The 18,068-nt window shown below is 57.9% G+C and carries 10 protein-coding genes and 3 pseudogenes; 4 read left to right on the forward strand and 9 right to left on the reverse strand.

Annotated features, from left to right (window positions below; translation table 11 throughout):
- Window positions 1-408: 408 nt before the first annotated feature.
- From ALC15_RS07025 to ALC15_RS41635, 4 genes and pseudogenes are all read right to left on the reverse strand, one after another.
- A pseudogene (locus ALC15_RS07025) lies at window positions 409-2,549 on the reverse strand (prolyl oligopeptidase family serine peptidase).
- A 621-nt stretch (window positions 2,550-3,170) separates the two neighbouring features.
- Window positions 3,171-3,908 (reverse strand): trehalose-6-phosphate synthase, encoded by a 738-nt coding sequence (locus ALC15_RS45975; protein ID WP_244485971.1) that lies wholly within the window; start codon window positions 3,906-3,908, stop codon window positions 3,171-3,173.
- Complete coding sequence (locus ALC15_RS45980; RefSeq protein ID WP_244485972.1) at window positions 3,845-4,354, reverse strand: trehalose-6-phosphate synthase; 510 nt, start codon at window positions 4,352-4,354, stop codon at window positions 3,845-3,847. The genes ALC15_RS45975 and ALC15_RS45980 overlap by 64 nt, the downstream gene beginning before the upstream one ends.
- Before the next feature lie 668 nt (window positions 4,355-5,022).
- Window positions 5,023-5,373, reverse strand: coding sequence for a DUF2285 domain-containing protein (locus ALC15_RS41635; protein WP_094193726.1), 351 nt, complete (start codon window positions 5,371-5,373; stop codon window positions 5,023-5,025).
- Between the two features lie 45 nt (window positions 5,374-5,418).
- Between ALC15_RS41635 and ALC15_RS07050 the strand changes: the two genes are divergently transcribed.
- The 3 genes and pseudogenes from ALC15_RS07050 to ALC15_RS47850 form a co-directional block, all read left to right on the forward strand.
- Window positions 5,419-5,823 (forward strand): hypothetical protein, encoded by a 405-nt coding sequence (locus ALC15_RS07050; protein ID WP_050626608.1) that lies wholly within the window; start codon window positions 5,419-5,421, stop codon window positions 5,821-5,823.
- Window positions 5,824-6,021: 198 nt separating this feature from the next.
- The gene (locus ALC15_RS07055; RefSeq protein ID WP_050626609.1) at window positions 6,022-6,915 is read left to right on the forward strand and encodes a type III polyketide synthase; all 894 of its coding nucleotides are present in this window, start codon (window positions 6,022-6,024) and stop codon (window positions 6,913-6,915) included.
- A gap of 13 nt (window positions 6,916-6,928) precedes the next feature.
- Window positions 6,929-7,141 (forward strand): annotated as a pseudogene (locus tag ALC15_RS47850) (3-oxoacyl-[acyl-carrier-protein] synthase III C-terminal domain-containing protein); the annotation flags it as partial.
- Window positions 7,142-7,324: 183 nt separating this feature from the next.
- On the opposite strand, the gene ALC15_RS41640 reads toward ALC15_RS47850, so the two are convergent.
- Window positions 7,325-7,510 (reverse strand): HU family DNA-binding protein, encoded by a 186-nt coding sequence (locus tag ALC15_RS41640; protein ID WP_430649143.1) that lies wholly within the window; start codon window positions 7,508-7,510, stop codon window positions 7,325-7,327.
- A 1,454-nt stretch (window positions 7,511-8,964) separates the two neighbouring features.
- Between ALC15_RS41640 and ALC15_RS41650 the strand changes: the two genes are divergently transcribed.
- Complete coding sequence (locus ALC15_RS41650; protein ID WP_083992385.1) at window positions 8,965-9,399, forward strand: SET domain-containing protein; 435 nt, start codon at window positions 8,965-8,967, stop codon at window positions 9,397-9,399.
- 859 nt (window positions 9,400-10,258) lie between these two features.
- On the opposite strand, the gene ALC15_RS07065 is transcribed toward ALC15_RS41650, so the two are convergent.
- The 4 genes and pseudogenes from ALC15_RS07065 to ALC15_RS07080 all read right to left on the reverse strand — a co-directional run bounded on the left by ALC15_RS07065 (window position 10,259) and on the right by ALC15_RS07080 (window position 17,772).
- Window positions 10,259-13,624, reverse strand: coding sequence for an autotransporter family protein (locus tag ALC15_RS07065; protein ID WP_244485973.1), 3,366 nt, complete (start codon window positions 13,622-13,624; stop codon window positions 10,259-10,261).
- A gap of 1,309 nt (window positions 13,625-14,933) precedes the next feature.
- A complete protein-coding gene (locus ALC15_RS43180; RefSeq protein ID WP_128089459.1) occupies window positions 14,934-15,161 on the reverse strand; it encodes a P-loop NTPase family protein in 228 nt (75 codons plus the stop codon).
- Between the two features lie 1,050 nt (window positions 15,162-16,211).
- Entirely contained in the window at window positions 16,212-17,519 is a 1,308-nt protein-coding gene (locus ALC15_RS07075; protein WP_050626612.1) for a type II toxin-antitoxin system HipA family toxin, read from the reverse strand.
- Window positions 17,519-17,772 (reverse strand): annotated as a pseudogene (locus ALC15_RS07080) (helix-turn-helix domain-containing protein). Before ALC15_RS07080 ends, ALC15_RS07075 begins: the two are co-directional and overlap by 1 nt.
- Window positions 17,773-18,068 lie beyond the last annotated feature (296 nt).

An 18,068-nucleotide genomic window follows, 5' to 3' on the forward strand; every position in this document is an offset into this window, starting at 1 on the left:
CGTCGATCTAAGGCACATACCCCTTCAGATCCGGTGCCCCTGAGACACAGTCAGATTCCATATTCGGTGCAGCGTTCATCGCTGCGCGATCTCTCAAGCAAAGCCAAAACCGGGCTTGAGATTTAGAACGCCAACTCATCGCCATCTGGCCCAGCAAAAGGTCGATCCTTCATGAGAAGGCGCCTTACTAGTCATATTGCATGACTGCTCGACATTGCGGGCTTGCGTTCGAGCACCTCCAGCGTTGTAGGAATTCGTCCAGTCCCGTTAAACTCTGCAACATCAGGTCCGTCGATTGGCTGGATCTGGGCATCGCTTCGCATCTCGGCTCGATGATTCAGCCGGCGGGCGCGGTAACCAGGGATCGTGAATGGTCTGGAGCCTGGTTCGATTGGTCCGTCCGCCGGTTTATTCAGAACAAAGCCGCCTCGAGGCATAGGTGTATTCAAGGGCTAGTCGACGCGCCGTTTCGATGAGGTTGGCCGCCGCGCTGTGCCCCCCATCGATGTTCTCGTAATAGAAGTAAGGCTGGCCCAGGGCGGCGAGCCTCGCTGCAGCCTTGCGACCGTGCGCGGGATGCACACGATCGTCCTTGGTGGAGGTCAGAATTAAAGGCGCGGGGTATGGCTTGCCCGGCACCAGTTTCTGATAGGGCGAGTAGCCTTCGATCCACGCGCGTTGCTCGGGAAATCGGGATCGCCGTATTCGCCGATCCAGGAGGCGCCGGCGCCCAATTTGGTGTATCGAAGCATGTCGAACAGCGGCACCTGAATGATCGCCGCGTTGAAGAGCTCGGGACGTTGGGTGATTGCGGTGCCAACGAGTAGCCCGCCCTGGCTGCCGCCAATGACGCCGAGCCGGCGCGGACTTGTGATCTTGCGGCGGATCAGGTCCTCGCCAACGGCGATGAAATCATCCCACGTCGTCTGCTTCGCCGCCCGCTGGGCTGCTTGATGCCATTGCGGGCCAAACTCGCCGCCCCCGCGCAGATTTGCAACGACATAGGCATTGCCCTGTTCGAGCCAGAGCCGTCCCACAGGTCCTAGATAAGAGGGCAGCAGCGAAGCTTGGAACCCGCCATAGCCATAAAGAAGGGTCGGAATGGCGCCGTCAAACCTTCCGTTTTTCGGCCGCACCAGGGAATATGGAATTGCCGTGCCATCACGCGAAATCGCTTCGAACTGCTCTACGACATGCTCGGCGGCATCGAAAGCAGTCGGTGTCGTCTTCAATTCCTCGAGTTTTTGAGTTTCGGCATCAAAATACCAGAGCGACGTTGGCCTGAGATAGCTTGAGACGGCGAACATGGCCTGGTCCGCCTCGTCGGAAGCGGCTGTCACGCTGACATTGGTATGTTCGGGCAGCTGGATCGGCGTCGCCGACCAGGCTCCCTGATCGTACTTGTAAACGAACGCTTTGCTTTGAACGTTATCCAGGATCGTCAGGATCAACAGGTTCTTTGTGAAGCTTAGCCCGCTCAGGGCCTGACGAGGCCTAGGTTTGAAGACAAGCGAGGCTTTGGCGTTCAGTGGATCCTGTTTCCATTCAGTCAGGTCATACGAAATCACCGAGCCGGCACTGAAGCTGACATCACCCGACGGCGTCCACTCCTCGTCAAGTTTCACAAGCAGGCGATGATTCACGAGGCCTACGATCTCCGCTTTCTTCGGCAGATTGAGTTTGACGACCCCATCGGGGCGGAAGAGCACGTACTCATGCTCGAAAAACCCGATCGCTCGGATGACCCCGGTCGCATGAACATGACCTTCATTGTCTCGAAGCACCAGGGGCACCGCCTGAACATCGTTCGGTTCGCCGCGAAAGACCTCGCGCGCCTCGCTGAGCGGCTGAGCGCGTTTGAGCTCCTTGACCACAAAGGGGTAGCCGGCCTGCGTCAAGGAGCCCTCGCCCCAGTCCCGTGCAACAAGGAGCGTGTCCCGATCGACCCAGCTGACGCTTTGTTTGCCCTCTGGAAGATAAAAGCCGTCCGCAACGAAGCGCTTTGCCTCACGGTCGAACTCGCGTAGGAACGCGGCATCCTTGCCCCCGTCTGAAAGGCTGACCAAGCAGAGGCGCTCTTCAGGCGGAAGGCAGCTGGCGCCTTGAAAGATCCAGTTCTTGTTCTCGGCAACCGCCAAGGCGTCCACGTCGAGGATGGTTTCCCAACGAGGGTCCTGGCGACGATAGCTTTCAAGCGTGGTGCGCCGCCAGATGCCGCGCACATGATCCTCATCTTTCCAAAAATTCTCCAACCCGTGACGTCCCAGGGAGACATATGGAATTCGATCCTTGGCCTGCAAGATTGAGAGCGCCTGTTCGTAGAAACGGTGATAGCGAGGATCTGATTGGAGCACGCCGAGTGTTTTCTCATTCTCGGCACGGGCCCATGCCAATGCGCCCTGTCCTTCGATCTCCTCGAGCCAGAGGAATGGATCTTCGGTGACCGCCGCAGCCTTTCGCTCCTCTGAAAGTGAACGCTCCTGTGAAAGCGCAGCGGAAGTGAAGCAGGCAATCGAAAGCAGCGCTGCGGAGAGGACTGACGTGTTCATGGACTTGCTCCGGCTGAGTTTGTGCGGCGACACGGGCCTGGCGCGTCAAGCAGAAGCTGCGGAAAGTACGCAACGCATGACATGGCTCGGCTCGCGCTATCTCGCGGACCGTCCACTGCAAGCTGCATGCCGACCAAAGCGCCGCAATTTTCAGCCGCTCAGGGCTGCACGACGGTGTCCGCTTGTCGACATTGGTTGCCAAGCAGACAGGCGATGTCGGCAAGGCCGAGTGTCAGACAGCACCGTCTGATCTTTTGCCGCCAAGTACCGGAACAGAGGACCGCTCGCCGCCCGCCGTCGGAACGCTTACCTCCAAATGCGAGGTACAATCTTCCGATATCGGGCAGACTTGTCGACGCGCGTCAGCATGACATAGAGCAGTACGTTGATCAGCAGCCAGATCGCGATCAAGCTGAGGGCTGTGCGCATGGCGATCTCCGTTTCGTGACTGCAAGGATCCGCCGAGGTGTTCTGTTCATCATGCCGGCCAGCCCGGGCCGAAAGCACCGCGCCAGCCGCCAGTCCTGTATTGTGCCTCTCGCCTGCACCAGCAGCGCAATCCGCCGTGTGCTGTTCGCCCCGCCGGTCCCGCTTCGGCACCGGACTGTTAAGCGACCAGAACTAGGTCAAGCTATCCGGTTCCGGCAGGACCCAGAGTCTGTCCTGCGTATGCCTCAATGCAGTCAAAGTCTCGGCATCTGTCCGGTACAGTGGCACTTGAGCCTCGTTGGTCCAGCCAAGGCCGAGATGGTGGAACTGATCAGCCGGAACAGTGACGCGGCTTTTGTCAAGTTCGCTAACGTAGTCCGCCGCCCAGTCGTGGATAGTATAGGATTCAATCTTGTCCATCATCGAGCGCCAGCGGGTGACACGCTCCTCAAGCGGCATGTGCGTCGCCTTCGAGATAGCGGCTGCGATCTCTTCAGGGAGATTCGGACCCACCAGAAGTGCTTCGTTCTCGTTGAAGTCTTCAGCTGCGCCCGCAAACCTGGATAGGACCAGCACGCCGGGATCCTTCGGGTCTTGTGCCGCAACATATTCTTTCGCCACAAGATTCATGCCGTCGCGCAACGGGGTCACGACGCCGACATGGGCGGCGCGGTAAGGCCGCGCGAGTGCCGCCTGGCTGAACGACTCGTTCCTGTAGTGGATTGGCCTCCACCTGTCTGTGCCATGCTCGGCATTGACCCGGTTGATCGCGCTCTCCACGTCTTCTTTATATTTCTGATACTGCTCGACATCGGCGCGTGAGGACGTTGCGATCTGCAACAGCGAGATGCTGTGGGGTTCGGTCCTTAGCAGCTGATTGAACCCTTCGACCCGCTTGTCGATACCCTTGGTGTAATCAAGCCGGTCCACGCCGATCGCAAACCTGGATCCCTCGAAGCTTTCCAAGCTTGACGGACTTTTTCTTGCTCTGCAGAAGAGAGATCTGCAGCGAGATAGTCTGCGAACTGCTTGGGATCGATCCCGATTGGGAACTTCTTCAGTCGCGTCTGACCGCGCTCCGTGGTGACGACGCCATCCCTGGTTTCCAGTCCGAAATGGGTTCGGAGATACGCCGGGTAGTTGTTCAGATCCCGGTTGGTCTGGAATCCGAGCAGGTCATACTTCAGCGTCGATTTCATCAGTTCGCGATGATTGGGCACGCGCTCGACCATGTCGGGCTCGGACCACGGCGTGTGAAGGAAGAAGCCGGTCGGCCGGTCGATGCCGAGTTCATGCAGTCGGGCTCCGAGCGGGAGCAAGGTCCCGTCGCCCCGGTTTTCCGAGGAGCCGACCCACACCGCGCCGGACCGTTGCACGACCGGCTCGAGGGCGGCGGCAAGGCCGCCGGTCTGGGGTTACTGAGGTCGAAGGGCGCAACGCGGTTCGAAATGACGACAAGCTTCAGATCAGGTTGCTGGTTGACCACATCTGCCACCTCATCCGAGGCAATAGAATGGGCGGGACCTGCACCGGTTTGTTCATTCGGCTCCGGCGGTATCTCGTCCAGCTGTTGGTCAAAGGCGTGCTGGTTTATGGTTTCATCTTGCTGGGCAGCGCCTGATGTACTGCCGTGAGCCAACGTTGCCGTGTCGAGCGCATCATGAATTCGAACCATCTCAAAACTCCGTTTGACGATGTTTGCGTTTGATTCAGTCGCAGATCAGCCCCGAGAGATATTCCCACGACGACAGGATCGCAGGTCCAGCTTTCCGGAAGCTGACCAGTCGGGAGCCAAATAGCCGCACCGATGCCCTCATCCAGGACTTCGGCGCGATGGTTGCTCATGAGACACCGGCATCGAAGTCAGATGAAGACGTTCAGCTTCATTGCGTTGATAGGCGCACGCAGGACCTGCCCGTCAACTCGTCCCCACATGGTCGCCCCCGAAGCCACGATGTGCTCAGGTGCTCTGAGTAAGAACATATTCGCTCCCTTCGGGCTGTTGATCGGGGGCATGGCACGCAGCTGACCAATCATCCAGAGCTCAACTGGTATCATCGCTGCCCTTGCTCTTGTGACGAAGCAAATCACGATAGCCGCCGCGAACGAGGCGCAGCCCCATCTGGACCAGGCGAATGGTTCGGCTGCGCAGATCATGTGTCTTCCAGCCTCGATCCGGCATGCGAGACTTGCCGAACAGGCCTTCAGCGATCGTGCGGTAGCTGTTGCCTTCGAGCCAGCCATCCACAGCACGCAGGCCAAGTATGTGCCTGTCCCGGGTGCCACTCGACCGGGCGAGAGGGGGCCATCCGACACGGCGCTGTTCCAGCGCCAGCCAAAATCGATGAGCAGCCCGCAAACGGACATCGAAGTTGCAGTCGAGCGGCAAGTCCATGGCAACGGGCGATCTATCTGGCGAAAGCTCACTTAGCCTCAGCCGATGTTTCACTCCTCCAAGCGGCACGATGGCATGCCAACCATTGCAACAGGAAGTCCGCTCGGCGGTGAAATCGGCTTCCGCTGGCAGATCGCCAAGTCGGTGCCTGGAATCGCGATGAACGGCAACTGCGCCAGTCCCGAGGGCTCTAACGCTAGATTCATTGTGCCGGGCCTTCTGGCTGCACGCAAAATTGTTACCCGCGGCCCCGTTGAGGACCCGCTCGGTTACGCCTGGAAGGACGTTCTGCTCTACGCAAAAGCCGCCACTGCGGCCGCCCGCAATAAATATCAGACCTGCGACCTCGCGACTCCGCTGCTGCTCGTCAACGCCAGCGACGGCCAACAGCGCTGTCCTGCAGGCGTGGACATAAAGGCTTCTTTCTGCCCAGCTTGCCGTCAGCGCTGAGTACGATTGCGTGCTCATCGGCCCTCCGATCGATGGCCTTTGTTCGATCGGAAGCGCAGGCTTTTCAACGAGCGGCCTCGTAGGAACTGCCCGCGTTGGGCAGAATATCAACGTCGGCTTGGTCCACGCGAAATAACGGCTGGATGTCGCGGGCGTCCTTGTTCGGTGTAAATCCATGTCGAGCGACAAGAGTCACTGATGTCCAGAATTTTGGCTGTTGGGACGGCTTTGCCACCGTTTCGGTTCTCTCAGGCCGACCTCAAGGCTCTAGCGGGTCACCACTTCGTCTCCAGAATGGAGAAGCTGAGGAGATATCTTACCGTATTCGATCATGCGCTGGTCGATCAGCGCTTCTTTTGCGTACCGCCCGAATGGCTTCTCGGCGAGCATCGCATAAGTGAGGCCAACCAGATATATTTGGATTGTGCGAAGGAGCTCGCATGCAAAGCGACGGTGAACTGTCTCGACCGGGCTGGCGTTAAGCCCGAGCAAGTCGATCGGGTTTTGTTCGTCTCGACGACAGGGATAGCGACGCCAAGTCTCGACGTGGACCTGATCTTCAAGGTCGGGTTGCGACCAGATGTGGGACGGACGCCGATTTTTGGCCTCGGATGCGCTGGCGGAGCATCAGGAGTTAGTTTAGCAGGAGCCCTTTGCCGAGCAACGAACGAACGCATTCTCCTCGTTGCTGTGGAGCTGACTTCCCTTACGTTCCAACCGAATGATCTCACGCCAAAGAACGTTGTCGCCTCAAGCCTCTTTGGAGATGGTGCTGCCGCGTTATTAATCGCTCCAGCTGAAAGCGGTGCTGGCAAGCTGGATATCGTGAGAAGTACGAGTTTGCTTCACCCGGACTCGACTTCTCTAATGGGCTGGCATTTTGGCGACGCGGGATTTGAAGTCGTGGTCTCCGAGCGCATTCCGTCAATGATTAGGGAATTGATGCCACGTGCAATGAACTCGTTGCTCGCGGAGGCTGGCATCCTTCCTGGCCAAGTAAGGAGCTTTATCTTTCATCCTGGCGGCAGGAAAGTATTGGAAGTCTGTGAGCGGGGCTTGGCAGGTCCTCTGAGACTTTTTTTCCAGCTGTGAGACACTTCGACTTTATGGAAATATGTCCAGCGCAACTGTGCTATTCGTGCTGGAACGCGTGCTGGCGCATGAGGAGCAAGCGCCTGGATCTTACGGCATCTTAGGCGCCTTCGGACCAGGCTTCTCAGCCGAACTGACGCTACTGAAATGGGCTGACACGGAAGCACCACAGCCAAAGCCCGCCCACCTCGAGCAGCTGGGCAACGAATTGAAGCGGGTTGCCTAGTCGTGATCGGCATCACCAAACTGACCGCTTGGTGCTGTCGAGCGCTCGCGTGGCCGAGATGCTGCCGCTGATCAGCTCTGTGCCACGGCACCCAGCAGCGTCCGCGAGACCGCTTGCAGTTACAGCATCGCTCCTGAACCGATCTGGCTGTCCCCTGTTAGGCAACCTCAGATGCCGATTCGATCAATTCGAAACTTCGCCACGATTTAATCGCTCATGCACTGCCCTGCTGGCCTTGAAGACCGCAAAGCGCTTTTGCTCGATTTTCAGGTACTCGCCCGTTCTTGGATTGCGGCCTATGCGAGCCTGCCGAGGGCTCACCGAAAATACTCCGAATCCCCTCAACTCGACCCGGCCACCGCGCGCCACCCCCTCGACGATCTCATCGAGGATTGCACAGTAGCAGCGTCCCGCCGAGCCAGGACAGCTGCCCCACCCGTTTCGTGGTTCACAATGACCGCTACACCGCGCTGTTCGTGCCCGCGGCGGAGATGAGGCGAACCACCCCGCTCAATCCGCCAGGCGCTGGCATTCGTCTCGGATCTCGGCCGGAAAACGTTCCGTGGCCCAGCGCGCGGCCTGCGAATCGGGCCTCGCCAGCGCTGCTTGGACGGTCGATGGAGCAAGCCGCTCCGTCGTCCGCCAGGGCTGCGACGACATCTCCGACGGCCCGCGAGATTTATGCTGCATCATTCGCCGTTCCCGAGGATTTTTCGCACGGCACCCAACCCGCCTCCGCCACGATGCTCTCGAAGCTGGGCCGCTGGGGCCTCTTGCCGGACGCGGCGCAACCGGTAAAACAATACGACATTCGCGGCGAGCGCTGCTTCGCCATCATGGGGCCGGGAGGACCCAATGACGTTCGGCTCATCCATGAACCACGAATGGCGCCGACGGACGCTCCCGACGCTAGGAGCCCGTCCAGATAGCTTTGGTATCGGGCTTGTTAATGGACGATGGCTTGCTCCAGCGACTCTTACGAGCTTGGCGACCTTATGGGCGGTGCAGATGAGCGCTACCCGTCCCGATGAACTTGCGCACATCATCGCTCAGCGACTCCGCGTTCAACCGAATGGCGATTGCCTCTTGTTATCTAAGAGCCGGCCACCAAAGCTGCAAAGAAACGCCTAACGGCACGTTTGGCGGCATTACCCTTCGTAAGGCTCTCTCAAGCCCGGAAATATGGGAAGCATCCTCGGAGTAAAGAGGCTGCTTCCTACGTCCCATTGAAGCCCGGTCGACTGGTCGACTGAACTGGTGCTAACGGATGACGACGGGTCTGGTGGTCTATCAACCCCAGATGCCCATCCTGGTCGTGACCTTCCGCAGCTCCTCTGGCCAACGCCGTGTTGCGACGTCGTCGATCCGCCTCGAGTCTATCTGTGCCGTATCTTCGGGATCAGCAATGGCCGGGATACCGGGCGCGATCGCCATCGCTTTAGCGCCACCGATGACTTCCGCAGCTGAGCCAGTGCTGCGCCGACGTTGCCGCCAACACCATTGTCTTGATTATAGCTCTTGACATCAGCATCCAGCGCTTCCGCGGAAAGTCGGCCAGCAATGCCCTTCCCATTTTTTTGAGGCAGATAGTCGCTGAAACCTCAGAGAGCCGTTCATAGATCCTCCGAACTGCGCCACCGACGCTCGCTCAGTTCGCTGAGATCCTGATCCGACAGCAGCAACACCGAAAACAATCCAGAGATCGAAGAAAAATCGAACTTGTGGCGGAGGCGCGATAAACGACCCTGCCAATTCTTGCAGGAGATTTGCGGTACTTAGGTCGGTTAGCTTGCTGGGTGTTAGTCACTTTTGGAGAAATTTCAGTGTTGATTGTTGAAACCATTTTGAAGCCAGACCGCTTTGGCGGCATCGGACTTTTCTCTGCTACTCTTTTACCTAAAGGCACATTAGTTTGGATTCATAATCCAATCGTTGACATTGCCGTGACGCCTGAACAGTACGAAGCCCTCCCTCCAACATTTCAAGCTCTACTTGACAAGCATGCCTATCCGAGAGACCGCGATGTTGATGATGGTGTCGTAGAGTACAATGCTGACAATGCCCGCTTCATGAATCACAGCAGTCAGCCAAACACATATCAAGACGATCATTGCCGAATTTTCACGGCCCGTGACGTACAACCTGGTGAAGAACTGACTTGCGATTACTTGTCTTTCGACGCAAGGTGCGACTTATCGTGGGTTAAAGAGCTCGCGCCGAATCCTGGAGCCGGAAGGCGCCAGCCGGCGTCGGGTTGACTTTGCGGTCTGGCGACGTTGATTCCGTCGGCGAATTTGCACCGGGGAGAGGTTCGGAAGCGGTTGTCCCCATCGAGACGACGCGAGTTAAAGATCATCGTGAGCGCGGTCTTGTTCGACGTCCCTTGACGCGCACGAAAGCGCTTTCGATGACGTTGGTAGCGCTCTACGTGGAGTTCACTACATCTGTTGCGCGAACCTAAGGCTTCGCCACTGACTCGATAATGTCCGCAACGCGTCCTGGCAGCGAAAACACTGGGCTGCTGTTACGATTCCCTCCCGAGTCTTTAAAGGAATTGGCGAGGCGCTCATGAAGAAGCAGATCGTGCGAGCGGACGCTGCTGCCACAATGCCTCGACGACTTGAGTGACGAGAGCAGCCCGGTTCACGTGATCGACGTATTTGTCGATGCGCTCGGCTGAGATTCCTGTCCGGGTTGTTCGCGGTCTTGAATTTGCTACCATCGCCAAGAAGGGCCTCAAGCCGCGATTCAAGTTGACCCCGCGGCTTCACCGATGCCAGAAACCAAACAGCCAGAACGCCTCGCGCCCCGGGCGACATCAAATCGAATTGGTGGGCGAGATCATCTCGGAATCCTGGGCGAGATCAAATCGGTACACTCGGGCGAGATCCTCGGCATCCGCAGTCAGCGTTGATAAACATGCTGCTTGCCCTCAAGAGATTCGCTCCGACATCCCGTGCGGACGTCAGCACCGGCGTTCAGGCAGGCTAGCTTCGATCGTAAGCGTCCCCCTCTTGTCGAGGAAACCTGGATTGAAATAACGTGATCTCATTGCTGTGCAGCACGCGGGCCGAAATGCATTTTGTGCGTATCAGAACTTCACATTGAAGGTGGCATTCAGTCCGTTCTGGGTAATGCCTGAACCGAACTGACCCTGGTAGCGATGCCAAGTGTGCTGTTGCTCGAAAGCTGGAAGTCCAAACCGGATTCGACGAGTGCCACGTCCTTTCCAATGGATAGGCCTGAAGCTGCAAAAGGGCTGGATCCAGCAGCAAAGCTAGCTGTCGACAGCGGAATAAGGTCGCCAATGGCATGACGCCAGCCAATATCGGCTCGCGCAGTCGTGGCGATCTCGCCAACTCGAAAGCGCGTGGTCGCGTAGGCGCCGAGAGTGGAGAGCGTCGTATCCATCGTGTTAGCGTGAACACTAAGCGCCGCCCCGTTGAATCCCCTTTCGAAAATTCCATCGGTCGCGACTCGAAGATGGGCGAGATTGGCATAGGGCTCGATGACGGAAGACTTGCCAAGATGGATTTTGTAACCCAGTTCTCCAAAGATCTGGAAAGTGCCGGCATCGTAATCCGAGATCAAGTTGTCGTTGAAGCCTGGGAACCGAACGTTGCGGCTCATCTCGAGATCGTGCCACGTATAGGCAAGGCCTGAGCGGAAAGCGATGGCTCCTTCCGGCACGGTCCACTCGGTGCCGGCATAGGTCCCGAACGTGTAATTGTTGCTGCGGCCTGACGAGGAAGCAGCGCCAACCTTGAAAGTGGAACGGCTATAGCCCGCAAGGACACCGACGCGCCAATCATCAAATATCGGCGTGTCGATCCCGGTCATGAGGCCGCTAATGGTGGATCTGGTGCTCGCCCCATTGCTGTCGCCCGATTGGGTGGTCCATCCGCCAAAGGCAGAAGCCCACGCTGCATACCCCTGCAGGTCATAGGAGGGCGGGCCAGAAGAAGCCGGGCCGACCAGGCCGGTTGCAGAGGCAGAATCGCGCGACCTCCTCTGCTCAGGACCATAACCCATCACCGCCATCGCCGAGGTTGGCGCGCCGCCAAACGCCTGTTCGAGACGGTTGTAGACTGCCGAACGCGCGTAGAAACTGTCGTTGACACGTCTGCCCTGCTCCGACGCATAGATGGACGGCGAAAGCTGACGCAGCCCAGATGTCACTGCCGCGCCGTCCGGCGCGGAAAAGTCGAGCGCCGCGACGAGTGGGTGCAGCCCTGTAGTCGCGTTGTCAGCTACTCGATCGAGCGCCGCGCCAACCTGGCGGCTGTTGGCGTCGGCCCCATAACGCGAATAGGCATCGGATGGGCGGGAGAGTGTCAAGGCGTAGGTGTTATCACCTTGAGCCGTGGCACTCGCCAGCAAGGTGGGTGATTGCAGGGCTGTCGTCACGTTCGCGAACGAGCCTGTGAGATTTGTTGCATTCAGCCACTGATCGGAGGAGACGTTAAAGCCGTTACCATACCAGCCACGCTGCGGGGTGATCGTCAGCGTACCATCGAGCGTCGCATTGCCATTCACCACAAGATGGCTGAACGCGCCAGCATCGTTTACGGCGACCTGCAAGCGACCGGTCGAGGTTTGCAGATAGTCGCCATACACCTTGATGCTGTTGTCAAGGCCGCCGATGAAGGGCGCGACACCACCGCTGTTGGTGAAGCGACCACCAGCATTGAGCCGATAACTGCCGTTACCGGACAGGGTTGCAGCTTGCGCGACACTTGCGTCATACACCTCGTGATTGCCAGTTAACGTCGTGGCACCACCTCCGAACTGCAGCGAAAGATTGTTACGTCCGACGATATTACCGTCGTAGCGGGTTGCAAAATTTGCGTCGGGCTCCTGCGTTGAGTGACCGTTCGCATCAGGCTTCAACCCGAACGTCAATTTGGTCAAACGCGGAGCACCATTCTCGTCAACCTGGTTGTAGTCAGACAGGATGTGCCCCGACAGCATTGCGCCACGCATCACATTGATCTCGCCGACGTAACCACTGTTCGACATGTACATCGCTGCATGATTGCCAGCCAGGCGCCCGGTCAGATCGAACTTGCTGACGAGCGGACCGTCGATTTCACTCAGCATCGGGGCCGGTTTGGTGCCAATCGTGCGAACATACGAACCACGATATTCATCGTCATTGCCCATCGTATTGTTACCAAAATCGAACCTTGTCGCGATGCCATGCTCTCCGAGAGCTTGTACGTCCCCGCGCTGAGTCAGCGTGTGATCCTTGCCATAGGCGAACATGACGCCGTGCCCATAGGCGCCGTCGGCGTAAACGCGGGTCCCAGGCGGAATTATGATCTGATTGTTTTCGCCGTCGACGCGGATGCCGGCGCCACCTGCTCCTTTCGAAAGCAGGTCGGCGCGCTGGACCACAGCGTTGCCGCTGCCATAGACGTGCAATCCCAGTCCGCGCGAAGCCATATTGTACGTATTTGGCAGATAGGCGGTACCGTCAGCATTCCGAGCGAAGAAGGGATTGTCGTTGACCAGATACTGGCCGTTTCCGTAGATGGAGTACCCGAACAGATTGCGCCGATCGATACTGTAACCTATATCTTGAAATGCGGCGATCTCCGCTTCCATTAGGGCGGTGTAGTTCCGGTATTGCTGATGGCTCATCAAACTGTTCTTCAGTTCGCTATGCGAGACAAAGGGGACATCCAGCCGGCCGTCCTCAGTCATCACTCGAACCGGAATACCTGGCATGGCACCGGCCAGCACTTCACCCACATGCTTCCCGGCAAAATAGCCCCGATCGTGGCGCAGGTCGAAAACGTCCTCAGCTGGCGGGTTCACGCACAGCGAGCAATAGATCGTCTGTCCAGGCTTGGCTTGTTTGCCGTTGTCGTCGTGCAAATGCTCCGTCCAGGCGTTTAACTTTTCAGGGAAATGCGCTGATAGCGGCCCGTCGGGATATCCGTCATGGCTGATAGTGCTCAGCATACCGAGCCCATGGCCGAACTCGTGGATCACAACGGGTGTACGACCAATCTCTGGAGTCCTTGGCAATTGCGAAGGAATGTATGCTTCGGACGAAAACCCCATCTGGCCGATTGTAACCACGCCGTGTGCGCCGTATTGCAGCTCGCCCGGCTCCTGCCCCGTGAGTGCCGCCTGAACCTTGGTGACGCCACTAGGAGACGTATCACTATAGGCAGATGCGTTGCGCTTGCTATTCCCACCGATGTTGACAATGGCCGGCAATTGCCCCGGAATAACCTTGATGATTTCCGCCCAATACCGAATCGCCGCCAGTGAATGATCTATTTCTGATTGTGGCAAGCTCCGCGTTGAACGCGTATCACCTTGCGCGTAAGCGCCATCGCCGGGACCAAATATCCGCGCCCGCATGAAGGGCATTCCATTCGGGTCCATGACGTCGTAGGTTTCAACCGCTCTACTGGGCGAATCCAGCAAGGCACTAGCCGCAAGCACGATAGTCGTAATTGTCTTCTTCATACTACAGATTCTGTTTGAGGTCTTGATTGCTGGCGTGCTTCGTCATCCAACTTGGCGCGCGCGTTCACGCAGATGCGCCAGCGAAGCGCAGCCGTCATTGATCGGACATCGGCCTCGCGCCTTCTTAGCCCGAGTCTGACGGTAGAACTTCAATTCGAAAGAAAGGCTAGTTCTCTGGAGGGAGGTCCGCCTTGATGAAGTCAAGTCAACTCACAAGCACGTCCCTCATTGCTGGTGACTTTGATTTCAACTTCCTCAAGCTCAAGCTCCGGCACCTCACGCTTGCCATTTGCGATCCGCCGAGCCGCGGTAGCCTGAGCGAAGATGACCGCCCGATGCTTCGCGGCCGTGGCCGATGTCGAGCGTTTTCATGGGCCCCGTTAACAATGCGAGCTCCTATTGTCTTTTGATCGCAGACAGATCCCGCATTCTGCCGCGCCAATCCCGACAAAGCAGGCGACTGCACGCAACTAACAAGCAGCGGAGCAAAAGTCGGGCCAAATCGCCTGATGCCTTCGCCGTGCGCAAACAGATGAACGCAGCAACGCCATGCGGAGGCCCTTCTGCGTGAAAACGCGCGATGCCTGTTCGTCGCCCGCCAATGTTGTCGCAAACTCGCCATTGCACAGGAGCAAAACGACTGCCCCGCCCGACAATTGCAAGCGCGCCCCGTTCATCCTTGCTGGCGATCGCCGTGATCGGTTCAAGGTTTGAATGGGGCGCAAGAGGCAGGCGTTTTTGTTGCACTCATCGTCGTGAACTTCGCCCTGGCATGCGTGAGGCAGATGTAGAGCACCGGGACGTAAGCCCGGCCACCTCAAGCTAGACGACGCGTAGGGCAACTGAAATGCAGCGTGCGCGACCTGACTGGTCGAAATGCTCGGCCGGCGATTGAACTCCAGCCGGCATGCTTATCATCTGCGCGACCGCTTGCTCGCCGACCTGGGGCGTCTGCCAGACCTGCGCCAGATCGTGCCATACGCAATCTGGGTCGAACGCGCCCAAAAATATCGCTCGCCCAGGATCGTACAGGAGCGGGATAGTCCATTGTGACTCGCATGACATGTCCCCGCCCCAGTCTCCACTCTGAACTCAACAGTCTGTGACTTTGACGACCTCTCTACGTCTCCCAGAGCATCTGTGGGGCTACATCTTCCCAAAAAGCCGGCCGCGGACGCTTGCCATTAGAACAATTCCTGTTGATCCTCCGACGCACGGACGCGTCACGCTGGGGCGAAGCTCTCGTTCAGCCGAGCCGCTCTTTTGGGCCTACATGCGAGCCGGCGCCTTCCACGATGCGCACTGCGTCTCATGGCTTGGAAACATCCCGCCAGTAGGATGCTTTGAAGGCGGCTTGCAGCGTATCCGCCGACATTGGCGCGATCCAGGGCAATCGCCCGAACCACCGCACCTGACCGATATCGCAAAATTGCTCTAACAACATCCGAACTGGTTTCGACAACAAAAGCCATAGAATGTCGATCTGGTGTCGTCGCAGCGCGTCTATGGACAGCAGTGAACGATTGATCGCTCCCAAGTTATGCTCGCCCAGAGCACGACAGGAGGTTACCATCTCTCCAAGACATCAATGTAAAGCGAACCGCAATTGAGCGGCTCCATGAGCCCGCCGGTCCCCGCGATCACTGGCGGCTGCCCTCCTGGGTCTCACACATTCTATATGCTGATGACGAAATCAAGACGGCCGACGGCGCTCACATGCGCGTGAGCGAGCCTTCGATCTCGCCTGCCTCGATAGCCGGGCATCTCGCTCGAAGAAGCCCTTGCCGAGATGCGCGTCGTACTGGACTCGGTTCAGTGCTGCTGTTCCCAACGCGACCGGCGCTTCCAATAGAACAAAGCCGTCCGCCATTGTCTTGCACGAGCATGGCAGAGTCCTTTGGCAACTCCATTACTGTTGTCGCCGTGACAGCAGACAATGTCTCGGCGGACGGGCCAGAGCAGCGAATCTGGATCGCATTCGCCAAACCGAGCCAGGCCTCGACATTAGTGCTCACCGCAGTCCCCGAACGCTGAACAGCGGAGGTTGTGGACATGGAATTGATGGACAAACAGCGATGCACGTTCGAGGAAACTAACGTCAAGCTCGGCGATGTTTACAGATTGAGGAAGTATAGCCTGCTGCATCGCAGCTACCTATTCGACGCTTACGTCGTTTGCTCTCAGCCTGTTCGCGGCCTTAGGCTGGTCTGCGATGTGATCGGAGATGTCGCCTTCAGCTTGCAAGTCGGCCTGGATGTTCGGAAACCGAGCCCGTAATAGCGAGACTCAGCCCGTTCGTTGAATATCTCAAGTGCGGCCCGAATCGAGCTCCTCTGGAGCGATCGGGCCATCATAGCGGGAACTCCCTGAAGCGCGCGGGGCTGGCGTTGCTGGTAACCATGATCATCATCGGCGCCCCGATCATCGCGTTCCGGCAATTCTGGCGCCGGCGCCGCCGACGGCGATCATCGGCGCGATGATCGCGCTGTCGACATTGATACCCACGCCGACGATCCTCATCCTGCCGGTACCGGTGTTGGTCCGCCAGCGCTGGCCGGCTCGCACGCGACCCCTTAGGCTGAAAGTGTCAACGGTCGTTTATAAGACCGATGCGGCGAATAGCGGCGACTCTTATCGAGTCTGCCAATTTTTTGGGAAAGCCCTTCGGAAGGCCCTTTACCACTCTCGCAAAGGCGGCCTCGAAGTTTTCGACGAGATCCTCAAAGATTGCGTGGACTACGGCCGGCCCAACACCGGAGATTTCGGCGGTCTGTAGGAAATGACGCGGCAAAATATCAGTCATTCCATAGTGGCGATTTTTGCCGACCGACATTGCAAGTTTAAAAGCTTTGCGCTGAATTTGTCCGGTGTCGAGGCTTGGTTGCGCGCTCAAGACGTCATAAAGCGGCGTGAGTCGGAAGCGCCCACCGGGGCTCAGGAATAGGCTAAAATTCTTGGCGTGTCCGTCGGTTGCGCCGATGAGCCAGAACACGATGCTGGCCCGCAAAAATGTCGCGATGTCTTCGGTCGGTTCATCGCTACCCTTGAGCAGTTGCAGGATGTCTTTCACGCCGGGGCCACCATCCGATTGATATTTCTGGGTGGTGGGTACGGATAGAGCCTGGCAGCAATCTTCCTGAGGAAGGCGCAGCAACCTTTTATCATTGGTCCAGCGCCTATCGAAGCGTTCGACAATCAACGTGCGGCGACCACCGAAATCGGCGATCTCGACGTTCGCCGTTGGCACGCCAAGTGCGGCCAGCAGCTTAAGGCAGAAATATTCGTTCTCGACGCTGTTCGAGAGATTGATCCCGTTCGGCAAACGACCGATTTGCGGTTTGAGAATGTGCGTCGTCGCTGTGGTACCAGTCGGCTTGTACCATTTGCCATCTCGCCGCAGCAGGGCGGTCTTCTCCTGGGCACCAGCGATGGAAATCCGGAAATCGTCGTCTTCCCCCATCCCAAGTGGAGCGCTCGCAAGGTTCTTGATGATGGCGGCGACATCGCGGTCGGTGACAGCCTTCCCGCCGATCGTACCGGCAGGTGCAGGATCGACACGCTGTGGAAGAAATTGGAGTGCACCAACGCAATCATGCCCGAGTGCAGAGAGCATGCTGTAGGCGTCAGTACCTTTTGCCCCCACCCGCTCCGCGACTCGTTTGCGTATCTGTTCGCTATCGGGCAACAGGTTGTCAAAAGCGGCGATTACAGGTGCGCCGATATAGCGGTCTTCGCGCAAGGGCAGCGATAGCGAGATTGGGAAGGTCGATTCCCAGGAGAGCCATTGCGGCGTGTAACGAAAATCGATCGCACCGCTGGACTCGCGCCGGAGCATGCCTGCCAGGCGCGCGTTGACGAACACATTCAGGGGCGCGTTTGCTGGAGGCCGGCCCATCAGAAAATGTCCTCGATGTCAGTCGAGGTGGCCTTGCTGCGGGTACGGACCACCAGTTCAAGATTGAGCGCGGCCAGCGCCTCCATGAGGGTGTGGAGCTGAATGGCAGGCTCGCCCGCTTCCAATCGGGATACGGTGCCCTGACGCAGATGGATCTGCTTTCCTAAGCCTGACTGGGTAAGTCCGGCCTGTCGCGGGCCCGCCGTAGAATGGCGCCGAGTTGCTTTTCCGTACGAGCAATATGCTGCGTCATGTGAATCTCCGCGTTCGATATACGCGAATCCGTATATATTATAAATATACGCAAATCCGTATATCGTGTCAATATACGCATATGCGTATATAAGACGAATATACGCGATCACGTATCGGCTATTCTCGATCGCGGGCGGTGCGGGGTGGTCCTTGGCAAGTCAGTGCAACATTCCAAAATGTCATCGATCGCCGCCATCAATGCTGCCGTACTCGAGGCGTGCTTAATCCGTCGTGCCAGATGGTCGCAAAGAAGCATCCGCTGTTGGGATGGAAAAATGCGGCTTGCTCGTGCGC

This window comes from Bradyrhizobium viridifuturi, from assembly GCF_001238275.1.
GTDB classification, from domain to species: Bacteria; Pseudomonadota; Alphaproteobacteria; order Rhizobiales; family Xanthobacteraceae; genus Bradyrhizobium; species Bradyrhizobium viridifuturi.